11 protein-coding genes and 1 tRNA gene are annotated in these 14140 nt (G+C 34.4%); 9 read left to right on the plus strand and 3 right to left on the minus strand.

Annotated elements, in window-relative coordinates:
• Positions 1-52 precede the first annotated feature (52 nt).
• The 3 genes from ACXAFS_RS03565 to ACXAFS_RS03575 form a co-directional block, all read right to left on the minus strand.
• Positions 53-766 (minus strand): tRNA1(Val) (adenine(37)-N6)-methyltransferase, encoded by a 714-nt coding sequence (locus ACXAFS_RS03565; RefSeq protein ID WP_475305353.1) that lies wholly within the window; start codon positions 764-766, stop codon positions 53-55.
• A 31-nt stretch (positions 767-797) separates the two neighbouring features.
• Positions 798-1331: a ribosome maturation factor RimM gene (gene rimM / locus ACXAFS_RS03570; RefSeq protein ID WP_475305355.1), complete on the minus strand. Its 534-nt coding sequence runs from the start codon at positions 1329-1331 to the stop codon at positions 798-800.
• Between the two features lie 65 nt (positions 1332-1396).
• Positions 1397-1897, minus strand: coding sequence for a 30S ribosomal protein S16 (locus tag ACXAFS_RS03575; RefSeq protein WP_475305356.1), 501 nt, complete (start codon positions 1895-1897; stop codon positions 1397-1399).
• Between the two features lie 214 nt (positions 1898-2111).
• On the opposite strand from ACXAFS_RS03575, the gene ACXAFS_RS03580 reads away from it, so the two are divergent.
• From ACXAFS_RS03580 to ACXAFS_RS03620, 9 genes are all read left to right on the plus strand, one after another.
• Complete coding sequence (locus ACXAFS_RS03580) at positions 2112-3374, plus strand: DUF6252 domain-containing protein (protein WP_475305357.1); 1263 nt, start codon at positions 2112-2114, stop codon at positions 3372-3374.
• A gap of 181 nt (positions 3375-3555) precedes the next feature.
• Positions 3556-4020, plus strand: a complete 465-nt coding sequence (locus tag ACXAFS_RS03585) for a ferritin-like domain-containing protein (protein ID WP_475305359.1) — start codon at positions 3556-3558, stop codon at positions 4018-4020.
• 164 nt (positions 4021-4184) lie between these two features.
• Positions 4185-8570 (plus strand): DNA polymerase III subunit alpha, encoded by a 4386-nt coding sequence (dnaE, locus tag ACXAFS_RS03590; RefSeq protein WP_475305360.1) that lies wholly within the window; start codon positions 4185-4187, stop codon positions 8568-8570.
• Between the two features lies 1 nt (position 8571).
• Positions 8572-9717, plus strand: a complete 1146-nt coding sequence (locus tag ACXAFS_RS03595; protein ID WP_475305361.1) for a serine hydrolase domain-containing protein — start codon at positions 8572-8574, stop codon at positions 9715-9717.
• A 112-nt stretch (positions 9718-9829) separates the two neighbouring features.
• On the plus strand, positions 9830-10147 hold the full coding sequence (gene trxA / locus ACXAFS_RS03600) for a thioredoxin (RefSeq protein ID WP_185787894.1): 318 nt from the start codon (positions 9830-9832) through the stop codon (positions 10145-10147).
• A gap of 68 nt (positions 10148-10215) precedes the next feature.
• Positions 10216-11145 (plus strand): DUF58 domain-containing protein, encoded by a 930-nt coding sequence (locus ACXAFS_RS03605; RefSeq protein WP_475305363.1) that lies wholly within the window; start codon positions 10216-10218, stop codon positions 11143-11145.
• A 75-nt stretch (positions 11146-11220) separates the two neighbouring features.
• A tRNA-Asp gene (locus ACXAFS_RS03610) sits at positions 11221-11294 on the plus strand.
• A 487-nt stretch (positions 11295-11781) separates the two neighbouring features.
• Positions 11782-11955 carry a hypothetical protein gene (locus ACXAFS_RS03615; protein ID WP_475305364.1) on the plus strand — a complete coding sequence of 58 codons (174 nt, stop codon included), beginning with the start codon at positions 11782-11784 and terminating at the stop codon, positions 11953-11955.
• A 136-nt stretch (positions 11956-12091) separates the two neighbouring features.
• Positions 12092-14089, plus strand: coding sequence for a tetratricopeptide repeat-containing sensor histidine kinase (locus ACXAFS_RS03620; protein WP_475305365.1), 1998 nt, complete (start codon positions 12092-12094; stop codon positions 14087-14089).
• The last annotated feature ends 51 nt before the right edge of the window (positions 14090-14140 follow it).

The following is a 14140-nucleotide window of genomic DNA, read 5'->3' on the forward strand; positions in this document are numbered from 1 at the left end:
TTTATAAGTTTCACAAAAGTAACGAAATCGATATCATTGCCCAACAGAAGTGTTACATTTTCAAATAAAAATCTTTGGTGAGATTAATGTAATCTTCGGTGTAGTTATGACGGTCAGTTTCAATAATTAATTCTGAAACTTCAACACCTTTTTTAGTATAGCTAAATTCAATTAAGCTGCGTTTAACTTCAGCATCAGGATTGCCTTTAACATGAAGAATTCGACTAGGGGAAAGTCCAATAGTATTAGCTAAAGCAACAAAATCATCTTCCTCTTTTCTGGGAATAACAATTGAAAATAAACCATCTTCTGCCAACAAATGTGCTACAGCATAGATAATATGCTTAAAAGGCATAGCATCGTTAAAACGCGCCAAGTCCCTTGATTTATTTTCGGTTTTATAATCTTCGGAATAAAAAGGTGGATTACATATAATTAAATCGAAAGCATCTTCAACCTCTTCAACAAACTCTAAAAGGGAAGCATGATAGCAAAACAAGCGGTCGTTCCAAGGTGAGTTTTCAAAGTTTTCGGAGCATTGTTCATAAGCATCGTCATCAATTTCTATCGCTTCAATTTGTTCAGCATAACTTCTTTGAGCCATCATAAGGCTCAGAATTCCTGTGCCAGAGCCAATGTCTAAAACGCTAAAAGGATTATGTTTTACTGAGGTCCAAGCACCAAGTAAAACACCATCTGTACCAATTTTCATGGCACATCGATCTTGGTTAATCGAGAATCGTTTGAATTTGAAAGGCTTTTCCATGAGAGAGAAAGTCCTTCCCTTTGGGAAGGATTTAAGATGGGCTTGTGTAAAGTTCTATTAATCCTTCGGGAGTATCAACCTCAATGATTTTGTTGGGTTTATCAACTTTAATTATAAATTCATCATTCATAGGTATTAAGATTTCAATCCCATTTCTGTCAATTTCAAATAGTGCCTGTGCTGTAGAGTCGTTTATGGCTTTAATCGTTCCGACTTTACCAAAGTTACGGTCTGTTATTGTAAAACCTATAACTTCATGATAATAGAATTTGTCTCCTTCTAATTTTGGAAGTAGGTCTAAGGGTAAATAAAGTTCAGACTTTATTAAGGCATCCGCATCTGCTTCGGTATCGACGTCTTCAAATTTTAGTCTAAGTAAATCAGATTTGTGCAGTTGAGAAGATTCGATAAAAAATGGAACAAGGTTGCCTCTAAGATCCATAAAAACCGCATCAATATTTTCATAAAGATCAGGTTCATCTGTGTCTAGTTTAGCTAAAAGTTCTCCTTTGTAGCTATACTTTTTTACAATTTTTCCTAAGTAAAAACAATCTTCTTTTTTCATGAGCTAAATCAAACAAAAAACCCTGACGATAAATGTCAGGGTTTAAAAGTATAAAAATAAATTTTTTACTCTTCTTCGTTAGAAGCAGTTGTCTCTTCAGCAACTTCTTCTTCAACTACTGGTGCATTTGCAGCAATACGAGCTTCGTTTACAGCTTTTTCAGCCTCTAAAGCTTTAGCTTTAGCTTCAGCGTCTGCTTTAGATAAGCCATCAGCCTTAGCTTGAATTTTAGCTGCTTTTTCTTCTAACCAAGCGTTGAATTTAGCTTCTGCTTGTTCTTCAGTTAAAGCACCTTTTTTAACACCACCTGCTAAATGCTTCTTTAATAAAGCACCTTTGTAAGATAAAATTGCTTTAGCAGTGTCAGTTGGTTGTGCACCATTTTCTAACCACTTTACAGCACCATCTACATCAAGGTCAATAGTTGCAGGATTTGTGTTTGGATTGTAAGCACCTAATTTTTCTAAGTATTTACCATCTCTTTTAGCGCGAGAATCCGCTGCTACGATCCAGTAATAAGGTTTTCCTTTCTTACCGTGTCTTTGTAATCTAATTTTTACAGGCATAATAATTAATTAGTGAGGTTCTCGACCTCTGTTATTAATGAGGGCGCAAAGATAATACAATTTTTTAAATTTTAAGCTTTTTAGCCATTTTAACTAAAAGATTATCACTTTAAACAAAAGTGCTGTCGGAGAGTAAGTCTAGTATAAAAAAATATTATACTTTTGGGACTCTTGTTTCGTTATATTTGAAACATAGATTAATTACCGCTCAATAATGAAAAAATTAATTGTCTTATCTCTAATCTTATTATCAGTATTTAGCTGTGGTGATGAAGTAGAATTTAACTCACCAGCATTTCAGGGTTCTTTAGATGGAACATCTTGGAGAGCAAAAGCCTTCTCAGCGAGTATTGATGAAAATGGATTCTTAACACTTTACGGTACTAATAATATTGAAACATTAGAGTTAATAATACCTACAGTTGCAGTTGGTGTTTACGTCTTTGGAGATGTTAATACTATAGAGGCTCGTTTTACAGCAGCAGATGGTACTATTTACTCAACAAATAATAACCCTAGACCTAGTGATGATCCGCCTTCTTATCCAGAGTATGGTGAAATAAGATTAAATGAGATTGATAATAATACATTTACTGGCACATTTAGGTTTACGGCTTTTAACGAGACAGCGACACAGTCGATCAATTTTACAGGGTTAACGGGTGAAACAGGTGTGGATCCTGTAACAGGACAAAATGGACCAATTTATGGTGGTGTTTTTTATAGAGTGCCTTTAATTTCTGGAACAATTCCGGCAGATCCCATAACTTGTACGGATACCGAAATGGCGGCTGAAACAGCTCTGACTGCATATGAAATGGCTCAACAAGTTAATGAAGATGGATTTGTAAGTAGCTCTGAATTTGAAACGGCATGTAATGCTTATGGACAGGCTTTAATGACTCAGCGTGACTATTGCGGTGACTTAGACGGTTCTATTCAGCAAATGATTGAGGATTTAGGAGATTGTCAAATAAGCTGTGAAATAGCAACTAATAATCGTAATGAAGCCGAAGTGCAATATAATACTGCAACCATGGGTGAATTTTTTGATAAATGTGCGCAGTATCAAGTTTACCTACAAGAACAGATTGATTTTTGTGGAGATGAAGATGGTACAATTCAGGCTGAAATTGATAGTTTAGATTGTGGTGATGATGATGGTGATGGTGTGCCAAATGTTTTTGAAGATTTTAATGGTGATGGTGATTTAACAAACGACGATACTGATGGTGATGGTGTTGCAAATTATTTAGATAACGACGATGATGGAGATAGTGTGCCAACTTCTGTAGAGTTGCAATTAGATGATGACGGAAATCCTGCAGATACTGATGGTGATGGTGATGCAGACTATTTAGATACTGACGATGATGGTGATGGTATCTTAACTATAAATGAAGATGCTAATATGGATGGAGATCCAACTAATGATGATACAGATGGAGACGGAGTGCCAGATTATCTTCAGGCATAAGAAAAGCATAAAATTAAACAGAAGCGCTATTTGAAATTTTCAAATAGCGCTTTTTTGTTAAAGGCTGTTAAAGACTATTAAATGGTGTTAAATTACTTGACTTCGTGGTGTATGAATGTTATACTGTAAATGCAGATGTGAAACAATACGCATCTATAAAGAACTTATTGAAATTCAAAAAATGAATAAAGATATTATGAAGTACGAGAAAAAAATTTCAGACAAGTTAAATGAACTGTTAGTAAAAAATTACGATGCTGAGAAGGGTTACATCAACGCAATTTCAGAAGTGGATAATGTAAGTGTAAAAAACTTCTTTAAAAACATGGCAGAGCAACGTTCTAAATTTGCGCGCCAATTGAGAACAGAAATCATCACTTATGGCGAAATTCCAGAAGATTCAGGAAGTTTTAAAGGAACAATGCATAGAAATTGGATGAGTTTAAGAGCAACCTTTTCTTCAAATAATGAAGAAACAATTTTAGAAGAAGCTTTAAGAGGAGAAAAAGCCAGTTTAGATGAGTATAATGAATTGATGAGTAATAATAATTTTCCATCAAGGTTAATTGAATTGTTGCGTGAGCAGAGAAATTCAATTGAAGCAGCAATCAATTCTGTGAAATTATATGAAGAAGTACTGTCATAATTACTTCTAGGTTAGGTTAAGATGAAGCCACGCTTTTGCGTGGCTTTTTTTATGTTTAAAACTCTTAACAACTTACCTTCAAATAAGTCGAAATTCTATGTAATTTTAAGGGCTATTTTTACGACAAATTCATACTCTTTTTCAAGGTCTAAAACAGGTAATTTATGTACTTAATCTTCGATACTGAAACCACAGGTTTACCAAAGCGTTGGGATGCACCAATCACAGATACAGATAACTGGCCAAGGTGTATTCAGATAGCATGGCAGTTGCATGATGCGATGGGTAATTGTATAGATCATCAAGATTATTTGGTTAAGCCAGATGGTTTTAATATACCTTACGATGCTGAGAAAATTCATGGTATTTCTACAGAATTAGCGGCAGAACAAGGTATTTCTCTTGCCGAAGTTTTAGAAAAATTTAATGCTGTTTTAGAGAAAACTAAATTTGTGGTTGGTCAGAATGTTGGATTCGATCTCAACATTATGGGTGCAGAATTCGTAAGAGAGGATGTGGCAAACCAATTGCAAGAATTACCAGTATTAGATACCTGTACAGAGCATACGGCCGAGTTGTGTAAAATTCCAGGAGGTAGAGGAGGAAAGTTTAAACTTCCAACCTTAACAGAGTTGCATCAATTTCTTTTTAATCAACCATTTGCTGAAGCACATAACGCAACTGCCGATGTTGAAGCTACAACACGTTGTTTTTTAGAATTAGTTAGACGAAAAGAATATACTAAAGAACAGTTAGATGTTCAACCAGATTATTTTGAGAAATTTTCTGAAGCCAATCCACAACCAATTCAGTTAATTGGACTAAAACATCTTAATCTTAAACGCGAAAGTGCTAAGATTAATGCGAGGCTTCAAAAAGAGCAATCTCAGGAAACTCCGACACACACAAACAAAGAGGCTGTTGCAAAGTTGGCAGATGCTGAGTTTGTGCATTTACATAACCACTCGCAATTCTCAATCTTACAATCCACTATTAGTATTAAAGATTTAGTTAATGCTGCAGCTAAAGAAGATATGCCAGCCGTTGCACTAACAGATCATGGAAATATGATGGGAGCGTTTCACTTTGTAAGTGCAGTTTCGGCTCATAATAAAAGTGTAAAAGCCCAGCATGCAGAAGCCGAAGAGAATGGTGAAGAGAAGAAAGGAAAACTAATAAAACCTATTATTGGTTGTGAGTTTTTTGTTTGCGAAGATCATACAGATAAAACACGAAAAGATAACGGTTACCAAATCGTTCTTTTGGCAAAGAATAAAAAAGGGTATCACAATTTGGCTAAGCTGTCTTCTGCAGCTTTTACAGATGGCTTTTACTATGTGCCAAGAATTGACAAAAAACTAATAGAGCAATACAAAGAAGATCTCATTTGCTTAACAGGAAACCTTTATGGTGAAGTACCTAGTAAGGTGCTTAATATTGGTGAAAATCAAGCAGAAGAAGCCTTAATCTGGTGGAAAGATACCTTTGGTGACGACTTGTATATCGAATTGATGCGTCACAATCAAGAAGATGAAAATCGTGTCAATCAGGTCTTAATTCAATTTGCTCAGAAGCACGACGTAAAGCTAATTGCTACCAATAATACTTACTACGTAGAACAAGAAAACGCCAATGCGCACGATATTTTGTTGTGTGTGAAAGATGGTGAAAAACAAGCCACACCAATAGGTCGTGGTCGTGGTTATCGTTACGGATTGCCAAATCAGGAATACTACTTCAAATCAACTGAAGAGATGAAAGCGCTCTTTAGAGATATTCCTGAAGCCATTGTGAATATTCAAGAAGTAGTTGATAAGATTGAACCTTTTGAATTGGCTCGTGATGTATTATTACCTGCTTTTGATATTCCAGATGAATTTAAACATGAAGAGGATGAAGTAGATAATGGTAAACGAGGTGAAAATGCCTATTTAAGGCACTTAACATACGAAGGTGCCAAAAAGCGTTACGGAGAGATTACTCCAGAAATAGCAGAGCGTCTCGATTTTGAGTTGAGCGTTATTGAAAATACAGGTTACCCTGGATACTTCCTTATTGTAGAGGATTTCATTCGTGAAGCCCGAAAAATGGATGTGTCCGTTGGTCCTGGTCGTGGTTCGGCAGCAGGTTCGGTAGTAGCGTACTGTTTGTGGATTACCAATATAGACCCAATAAAATACGATTTGCTTTTCGAGCGTTTCTTAAATCCAGACCGTGTGAGTATGCCAGATATCGATATCGATTTTGATGATGAAGGTCGTGGCCGCGTTATGCAATACGTTATCGATAAATATGGTGCCAATCAAGTAGCGCAGATTATTACCTATGGTACGATGGCTGCTAAATCTTCAATTAGAGATACAGCACGTGTGTTGGATTTGCCGTTAAATGAAGCAGATCATATTGCCAAGCTAATTCCGAATATGTCCAAACTCGGAAAAATATTTGGTAAGAGTGAAAAAGAGTTAGCAAGCAAGTTTAGAGCTGAAGAATTAGAGAAGGTAAATCAACTACTTAATATTTCTGATGGGTCAGATTTACAAGCAGAAACGGTAAACCAAGCAAGAGTATTAGAAGGTTCTGTTAGAAATACAGGAATTCATGCTTGTGGTGTTATCATTACACCTGGAGATATCACTAATTATGTGCCTGTTTCGGTAGCAAAAGATTCAGATTTATACGTTACACAGTTCGATAACTCCGTTGTAGAAAGTGCTGGATTGCTGAAGATGGATTTCTTGGGATTAAAGACGCTAACCTTAATTAAAGATACGGTTAAGATTGTAAAAGCAAAGCATGGTATAGAGCTCGATCCAGAGAATTTTCCGCTAGATGACGAAGAAACCTATGCGTTATTCCAAAGGGGTGAAACAGTTGGGATTTTTCAATATGAATCACCAGGAATGCAGAAGCACATGAAGCATTTAAAGCCTACGGTTTTTGATGACCTTATTGCTATGAATGCTCTGTATCGTCCAGGTCCTATGGAATATATTCCGAGTTTTATTCGTCGTAAGCATGGAGATGAAGAAATTGTTTACGATTTACCTGAAACAGAAGAATACTTAGCAGAAACCTACGGCATTACGGTTTACCAAGAGCAGGTAATGTTGCTGTCTCAAAAACTGGCGGATTTTACCAAAGGTGAAGCCGATGTTTTACGTAAAGCCATGGGTAAAAAGCAAAAAGCAGTACTAGATAAGATGAAACCAAAATTCATTGAACAAGCTGCTGCTAAAGGCATGGATAAAACCAAACTTGAGAAAATCTGGAAGGATTGGGAGGCTTTTGCGAGTTATGCATTTAACAAATCCCATTCTACTTGTTATGCTTGGATTGCATACCAAACAGCTTATTTAAAAGCACATTATCCAGCAGAATATATGGCAGCTGTTCTTTCTAATAATATGAACGATATTAAGTCGGTAACCTTCTTTATGGAAGAGTGTAAACGGATGCGTTTGCCGGTGCTTGGGCCAAGTGTTAACGAGAGTTACTATAAATTCTCGGTAAATCAGGATAATGCAGTTCGTTTTGGAATGGGAGCAATTAAAGGCGTGGGACATGGAGCCGTTAAAACCATTGTAGAAAACAGAAAAGAAGGTGGTAATTACAAGTCAATTTTTGATTTGGCAAAGCGTGTAGATTTAAGAGCAGCCAACAAAAAATCATTTGAAGGTTTAGCCTATGCTGGTGGATTTGATTGTTTTGAAGATACACATCGCGCTCAATATTTTGCCCATGATGGTGATGGTATAACCTTTTTAGAAAAGGCCATGAAATATGGTGCTAAGCATCAAGAAAACGAAAATTCTGCTCAAGTAAGTTTGTTTGGTGAGGCTAGTGGTGTAGAAATAGCAGAGCCACAAGTGCCGCCTTGTGAGGATTGGGGAACGATGGAGAAACTTTCAAGAGAAAAGGAAGTGGTTGGTATTTATATTTCTGGTCATCCACTTGATGATTTCAAGATAGAGATGCAAAATTTTTGCAACGGAACCATTTCTGTTTTTAACGATTTGCAATCAGTGGTTAACCGAGAAATTACATTCGGTGGCGTGGTTACAGATGTGCAACATCGTATAAGTAAGCAAGGTAAAGGCTGGGCATTATTTACCATTGAAGATTACACAGATAGTTATGAGTTTAGAATTTTTGGAGAAGATTATTTAAAGTTTAGGCATTTCTTTGTGGTAAACTCATTTGTATATGTGCGAGCGTTTGTGCGTGAAGGTTGGACCAATAGAGAAACAGGTCAAAAGGGAGATCCAAGAATTCAGTTTAATAATTTTCAATTATTACATGATGTTATGGAGACCTATGCTAAGAAGTTATCTATTCAGCTAAATATTCACGATTTAGAAGAAGGCACAATAACTCAATTGCAAGATCTGATGCGAATGCATGAAGGAAATAAAAGTTTAAATTTTCTAGTCTACGACAATTCAGAAAAGTTGAAACTAACTATGCCTAGCAGAAAACAAAAGGTGAAAATTTCCCAGGAACTGCTTAACGAACTAAAAGCTTTGGATGTCAATTATAAGTTGAATTAAAATGAAAAACTGTCTAATATTTTGTTTTGTTTTAGTTTTCTTTTTGGGTTGTAAAGAAACTAAGAAACAATCCGAAGTTTTATCTAACAAAGAGGATAAAACCCAAATCTTTCAATCTATTTTAGATTCTATTTATAATGCTAACAAAGATGCAGTTGGGCTTTTGGTTCATGTAGAGTCCCCCAAAAAAGGAATTTCATGGAGTGGGTCAGTTGGGTTTTCAGATAAAAATAAATCTAAACTTCTTCCTAATCATCCTTTTTTAATAGCTAGTAATACTAAAACTTATGTAAGTACTGCTGTTTTAAGATTAGTAGAACAATCTAAATTAGACTTAAGTCAAGCTATTGACACTTTGATTCTTGAGAAAACTAATGCTTTATTGATTGATGATGGTTATGACACTTCTAAAATTAAGGTGATTCAATTACTGAATCACACAAGTGGTATTCATGACTATGCTGTTACCGATGAGTATATGGTGATGCTTAGTGAAAACCCTAAACACAGATTTACCAGAGACGAACAAATAAAACTTGCAATGACATTGGGAGAGCCTCTAGGTGAACCAGGTGAAATGTTCTCATATGCTGATGTTAATTACTTACTTCTTACAGAAATTATAGAAGGTGTTACTCAAAATCCATTCTTCACTTCAATAAGAGATTTAATAAACTATGAGAAGCTTGACTTAGACAATACATGGTTTTCTACATTGGAGGATTATCCTGAAAATACTTTACCGTTAGCATATCAGTACTCAACTTCAGAAAGTTTGGATAATTATCTTTTGGATCATTCTGCAGATTTATATGGTGGTGGAGGAATAGCAGCTACAAGTAAGGATTTGGCAGTGTTCTGCCAGAGTTTATTTAGCCATAAAATTTTTGATAAGCGTAGTACTTTAGATTTAATTTATACTAAAGCAAATCCAGTTCAGCCTATGGACGGTGATTACTATTTAGGATTATCATCAATTGAGGTTGATGGTCTTAAAGGTTTTGGTCACGGAGGTTTCTGGGGAACAGCAGTAAACTATTTTCCTGATTTAGATACAAGTATTGCTGTTGTGGTTTTAGAAAGAGATAAAAGGGTTCTTCGACAAAATTTAAATGAGGCATACATAAAAGCGCTGAAGAAACTTTAATAAAACCAACCAATGACCCTATAGTCAAATCATATACTTCAATTGTAAGGTTTGGCAGAATTTTTGACTAATTTTGCGTAAACAAAGTAGAATTTAATTAATAATAGATATTATGGCATTAGAAATAACAGATGCAACGTTTGAAGAAACAGTATTAAAAAGTGACAAACCAGTAATGGTAGATTTTTGGGCAGCTTGGTGCGGACCATGTCGTATGGTAGGACCAATCATTGACGAAATCTCATCAGAATACGAAGGTAAGGCTGTTGTAGGTAAAGTAGATGTAGATGCTAACCAAGAGTTTGCAGCTAAGTATGGTGTAAGAAACATCCCTACGGTTTTAGTATTCCAAAATGGAGAAGTTGTAGGACGCCAAGTAGGTGTAGCACCAAAGAATGCATATGCAGAAGCAATCGATGCACTTTTATAAATATACTTTCAAAAAGAAATGATAAAAGGTTTGTCTTTAAGGCAAACCTTTTTTAGTTTCGGTAATTGATGGATTTACAGTTAGAACTTAATAAAGCAGGTGGTTTTAAAAACCTTGAACTTTTGGCAAAGCAAGTTGTTGAAGGTTTTATTGCTGGTATGCATAAAAGTCCTTTTCATGGTTTTTCGGCAGAGTTTGCAGAACATAAGATTTACAATCAAGGAGAAAGTACCAAGCATATTGATTGGAAGCTTTTCGCTAAAACAGATAGATTATACACAAAGCGATATGATGAAGAAACTAATTTAAGATGTCATCTCATCTTGGATAACAGTACTTCTATGCATTATCCAGAAACTGCTGGTACAACAATAGACAACCTTAATAAATCTGCTTTTTCTGCTTTAGCTTGCGCATCTTTAATGCATATTTTAAAAAAACAGCGTGATGCCGTTGGCTTAAGTATTTACAGTGATGCTTATGATTTTTATGCACCAGAGAAAGGAAGCGAACGTCATCATCAAATGTTGCTTAGTAAGCTAAGTGAAGCAGTAGTATCAAAACCAGAATCAAAGAGTACAGAGACATACGCTTATTTACATCAAATTGCAGAAAAGATTCACAGACGCTCTTTAATTTTTGTGTTTACAGATATGTTTCAAACCTCAGAAGATGATGAAAAATTATTTGAAGCATTACGTCACTTAAAACATAATAAGCACGAAGTAGTTCTGTTTCATGTATTTGATAGGGATAAGGAGTTGACCTTTGATTTTGATAATCGACCAAAACGATTTATTGATATAGAGACAGGTGAGTTTATTAACTTATACCCAGATAATATTAAAGAGAATTATGAAAAGGCTGTAAGTGAGTACTTCAAAGCCTTAAGGTTAAAATGTGGACAGTATAGAATAAAGTATGTAGAGGCTGATATAAAACTAGGTTTTAATCAAATACTTACCACTTATATGATTGAGCGTCAAAAATTTATTTAGAGTGGCGAATATTTTTTTATTTTTTGTTTGTGGAATTAAAAAGACAGTGTATATTTGCCCTCGCAATTATGCAACGGTCTGGTAGTTCAGTTGGTTAGAATATCTGCCTGTCACGCAGGGGGTCGCGGGTTCGAGTCCCGTCCAGACCGCAAAAAGCTTCTGGTAATAGGAAGCTTTTTTAGCATAAAAGACGTTGTGTTGTGCTCAGAGTAATATCTGAGACGTAGTAGAAATCCAAGTTTATTGGATATTTACCAATGAAAGGCTTTCCTTTTTTCTTTATAGAAAATCGGGATGCTTTTTTGTTTTAAGCACTTCTGGTTATAGAGAAATATCTACTTTTCAACAAGATTTCAACAGTAAGAACACATTTAAACGATATTTTATAACGTTTTATCGATGATTTATTTGCGTATTTGGCAAATACTTATATATTTGTAGGCTCTTGAAAGCCCTCAATTTTTACTTCCAAGAATCTTTAATTCATTAAACACATAACTAAAACGTCCCTCGTTTTATTTTAGTACAATTTAAGGTGAAAACCTTAATAATAGTTAATTATCCATTCCCTTCCCTCAACGTAGCGATTATCGCTACAAAATATAATGTTAACTATTTAACCCTAAATTGATACTTATGAAAACCCTAAAAATTACTTTAACTTTAGTAGCTGTTGCTTTATTAACTGTGTCTGGAGTACAATCTGATAAGGTTGTTTCTAATAATGAAGACCCAACATATAAAGACTACAATAATAGTAAGCTTGTAGCTATTGATAGAACCAAAGGTAAATTAAAAACCCAAGGATAAAATTTTATAATTATATTTTTAAGCCCTTATTAACTAATAAGGGCTTTTGTTGTTTGCTAAAGTTTTTTTTTAGATTACTTTTAGTGTTCTAGAATTTATCCTTTTGAGAATTTATTTTCTAATACTTATAAATTTTTTGTTTGTACACCTTATTTGGTGTCAAGAATCTAAATCCATAGATTCTATAAATTATCTTATTGAATATTCAAAAGATAGAAATAATACTTTAAATTCGAGGTTTGAGGCTGCACTAAAATCTTCTCGACTTGCAGAAAAAACTGAAAATGACTCAGTAATATTAAGTAGTAATAGAAATCTTTCGCTGATGTATTTCTATAAAGAAGACTATGACTCTTATGTTCAATTGAATAAAAGAAATTTAGGATTAGCTTCTAAGTTAGAAGATAGTGTGGCGATTACTGTTGCCGCTTCAAACTTAGGCTCATATTACAAATATTTTCAAGCTAATGATAGCTCTTATTATTATTATTCTCAAGCTTTAAAGTTTTATCGCCCAAATGAAATTTCTGAAGAGAAGGCATCTGCATTATTAGATATTGCAGAGGTTCAGAAAATTGAAAAAGTTTATTCGGGAGCTGAACAAGATGCGGTTAAGGCAATTTTAATTTTGTTGAAATTACCACAAACGGAGGAAATATTAGACATGCTTTGGAGCTCCTATAATTTACTAGGTATTGTATCGAGAGAGCTTAAAAATTATAAAAAGTCTATTGAATATTATGATAAATCTATAGAATATGCAAAGAAAATGGAAGATGGATCCATTAATGAAATTTATTCAATTAATAACAAAGCTTATGTTTACAGAACAATTGGGGATTATAAAACTGCATTAGAATTATACAAAAGTCTGTTACCATTAAAATATATTTATGAGGATTTTGATCCTTCATTTTATTCAATTGTTATCGGAAATATTGCAGATACTTATTTTGAGTCTGGTGATTATGATAGTAATAAAGTTCAAAATATGTTTTATCAAGCATATAATTTGGGTGTTGATTTAGAAGATAATGTTACTGTAATGAATATTAGTGTTGATTTGGCGAAATTTTATTTGTCAAAGAAAGAAAATGACTCGGTACATAAATATGCTTCCAAAGCATACCAGATTGCTAATGAATTTTCTATAAATGATATTAGGTTAGAGGCACTAATGCAACTCGCTGAGAGTACTAATGGTCAGGAAGCTAAACAATACCTTATGGAGCATATAAAGTTAAAAGATAGTCTCTCTGACGCTCAAATAAGTATTAGAAACAAATATGCAAGGGTTAAGTTTGATACTGACCAACTAGAAGCTGAAAACGAACAAATCTCCAAAGAAAACTTCTATCTCCTCATTCTATCAGCTGGATTATTGCTTACAGCAGTTTTAGTGTATTTAGTTATCTCCCAACGCGCTAAAAACAGAAAACTAAAACTTATCCAAGTGCAACAAAAAGCCAACGAGGATATTTATAACTTAATGCTTAGTCAACAAGATAAAGTTGATGAAGCCAGAACATTAGAAAAGAAAAGAATTTCTGAAGAATTACACGATGGTGTTTTGGGACGATTGTTTGGTACGCGTCTTAGTTTGGATAGCATAAACTTTAAGGATGGTAAAGAAGCAATGATGACCAGAGCCAATTACATTGGTCAACTAAAAACCATTGAAGAAGACATACGTAAGATTTCTCATGAGTTAAATACCGATTTTGTTTCAGGTTCTGGTTTTATGGATATTGTTTCAGAGCTAATTGAAAACCAAACAAAGGCTTATGGTCTAACCTATGACTTTAATTATACTGACGATATCAGCTGGGATTCTGTGTCAAATAAAACAAAGATTAATATCTACAGAATCATTCAGGAATCTATGCAAAATATTTACAAGCATGCCAATGCTAAAGCTATAAAAATTAGTATTTCTTTAGAAAATGATGTAATTTGCCTAGACATCATTGATGATGGAGAGGGCTTCGATACATCGAAAAGCAAAAAAGGGATTGGTTTAAAGAACATGGCATCTCGTGTTGAAGATATTAATGGAAAAATCACCTTCACTTCTCAATCAGGAAATGGTACAACTGTTAATGTTAAGATTCCCTATAATAACCAATCGACATGAACATGAATCAGTATAGAAGTTTTAAAATTAAATAAACCTTTTACTGATGAA

It is taken from the genome of Winogradskyella sp. ABM4_392 (assembly GCF_056160445.1).

Bases quoted from the DNA above. Each gene is read 5' to 3' on its own strand.
- ACXAFS_RS03565 (WP_475305353.1), bottom strand. From the start codon at position 766: ATGGAAAAGCCTTTCAAATTCAAACGATTCTCGATTAACCAAGATCGA.
- rimM (WP_475305355.1), bottom strand. From the start codon at position 1,331: ATGAAAAAAGAAGATTGTTTTTACTTAGGAAAAATTGTAAAAAAGTAT.
- ACXAFS_RS03575 (WP_475305356.1), bottom strand. From the start codon at position 1,897: ATGCCTGTAAAAATTAGATTACAAAGACACGGTAAGAAAGGAAAACCT.
- ACXAFS_RS03580 (WP_475305357.1), top strand. From the start codon at position 2,112: ATGAAAAAATTAATTGTCTTATCTCTAATCTTATTATCAGTATTTAGC.
- ACXAFS_RS03585 (WP_475305359.1), top strand. From the start codon at position 3,556: ATGAATAAAGATATTATGAAGTACGAGAAAAAAATTTCAGACAAGTTA.
- dnaE (WP_475305360.1), top strand. From the start codon at position 4,185: ATGTACTTAATCTTCGATACTGAAACCACAGGTTTACCAAAGCGTTGG.
- ACXAFS_RS03595 (WP_475305361.1), top strand. From the start codon at position 8,572: ATGAAAAACTGTCTAATATTTTGTTTTGTTTTAGTTTTCTTTTTGGGT.
- trxA (WP_185787894.1), top strand. From the start codon at position 9,830: ATGGCATTAGAAATAACAGATGCAACGTTTGAAGAAACAGTATTAAAA.
- ACXAFS_RS03605 (WP_475305363.1), top strand. From the start codon at position 10,216: ATGGATTTACAGTTAGAACTTAATAAAGCAGGTGGTTTTAAAAACCTT.
- ACXAFS_RS03615 (WP_475305364.1), top strand. From the start codon at position 11,782: ATGAAAACCCTAAAAATTACTTTAACTTTAGTAGCTGTTGCTTTATTA.